At 55.6% G+C, this 2,024-nt stretch carries 1 protein-coding gene; it reads left to right on the plus strand.

Annotation, left to right across the window (positions count from 1 at the left end):
- Positions 1-1,207 precede the first annotated feature (1,207 nt).
- Complete coding sequence (locus FQ755_RS35980; protein WP_186308756.1) at positions 1,208-1,648, plus strand: GNAT family N-acetyltransferase; 441 nt, start codon at positions 1,208-1,210, stop codon at positions 1,646-1,648.
- Positions 1,649-2,024 lie beyond the last annotated feature (376 nt).

The raw sequence follows: 2,024 nt of genomic DNA on the forward strand, positions 1-2,024 counted from the left end.
AGTCGTACCGCTTCCAGCTTGAACTCGAGCGTGTACTGTGCCCGCTTTGCCTTGCTTGTCATCGTTCTTCTCCTTGCTTGAGTTTACCTGCTCAGCAAGGGATTCGTTTTTCGGGGGCAAGCTCAAGACGATCAACGGATTAAGGATATCGAGTAACCCGCAGCTCCCTGCCGCTGATCGGCGATGGGCAGAGCGCGCCAGGAACCGCCGTTCGACGCCAGCAGCTAGATCGACAACAATTGAATACTCGGGTCCGTCGGTAATCTGGCAGCGTCACAACGATATCGGAACTTCTGAATGAGCGCGCTGTAGCGATAGGCTAGTCGCCGCTGTCCGCAAATTCCGGGTTCGGCCAGCTCCGGACGTTCGCGGCAGCCTTTCAGACCGTTGACTATCGAAGGACAAACCAGCGGGTATCGGTAAATACATCGAAGGCGATATAACCACAACCGCAGACAGGTCCGTCTCGACTACCTGTCTGTCGCCCGCGGCATTCACACAGCATCACTATCTCGATACGCCGCAGCTTAATGCCTTGATGTCCAAGGGTTTCCCTTCGCCAAGAGCTCACCTTGTCGGCCTATACAGGCGCCGGCCCAACGCGCCAACCGCTATGAGTGCGCCGAACGCACCACCGTGCATTATTGGATACGTCGCCAACAGCATGACAAAGCAGGACGCGATCCCAGACCAACACCAAATGACCTCGGCTTCTCGCGCATCCCGCTGGCTGCCAGATCGAACTCGGCTCGCTTTGTAGATTTTGACTGACGCGAATAGCACTCCAAACAGCGGGAGCAACAGCGCCGCAACGGCCAGCGAAGACTTACCGGGTCGGCCATAAACCGACAGGAGATACAGGTACGCCGCTGCAAGCGGCAAACTCCAAACCAGTGTGCGTCTTAAGATCGCGTTGAGCATCGCCCTGCCTCCCATCCCCGAATTATTGGTCTGATCGTACCCCTCGAAAAGTTACCGAGCAAGATGGTGCACAAGATGCGGCTTGCACAGACTGAATGGCCGCTTTCGGCAAACTCGAAAGCCCGCTGAGGGTCGCCTGCGGTCTGACGCTGCGGGCGACTTGCGGCCACCTTCGGCCGTTCAACAGCGCACGACTAATCGTCAACAGTCATTACATTGCTAACAGTCTGCGGGGAATGTTCGAACCATGCGGAACGCAACTATTCAGGCGCCCAAGGTGAGGTCAGTGTTCGAGCTTCGTATGGCGACAAACGACGATATGGAGTTCGCTTTCGAGGTCAAGCGTGAATCTCTGGGGCCGCATATTGCCGTTCGTTGGGGGTGGGATGATGAGCTCCAGCGTCAGTTCCACGAGCAGCGTTGGGGACAACGAACATGGTTCATCATCACCGTTGATGGTTGCGATGCCGGTACGGTCGCCATAGACGATGCACCCACGCATATCCAGTTTGGCGAGTTCTATCTGTTGCCGGGCTATCAGAGGAACGGGATAGGTACAAACGTCCTTCGGACCGTTCTAACGAGAGCCGACCTTCAGGCAAAGGCGGTCAGGCTGGAGTATCTCAAATGGAACCCGGTTGCTTCTCTGTATCTGCGGCATGGATTCAGAGTCGCCTCGGATAGCGATACACACTTTTTTCTTGTACGCGACTCCTTACAGATATGATCGACCAGTTCGTTCAGCCGACATTCTCACTGAACTTACAGACGATAAATGCCTCAGGCACCACACAAGAAGCCAATGAAGACAAACAGCGGACTAGAAGGGATCGAGCTACGTCGCCTTACTCCCTCGGATTCCATATCTGAGCTCACCTGGCTTTTGCATCGAGCCTATGCCGACCTGGCAGCAATGGGATTGCGCTACATGGCGACGCACCAGTCGGAAGAGGTCACGCAGAGACGCGTCGACGAAGGCGGAAGTTTTCAAGGTAGTTGTCGCCTCGCCGCATAAGATTTACGCTGCTTTTCGCTCTTGGTGCCGGGGTTGCGCGATGGCGCTGTTTTGTTCAGCGTGATCGGGATTCAGATGCACGACATGA

Source organism: Paraburkholderia sp. BCC1885 (genome assembly GCF_900996235.1).
Classification (GTDB): Bacteria; Pseudomonadota; Gammaproteobacteria; order Burkholderiales; family Burkholderiaceae; genus Paraburkholderia.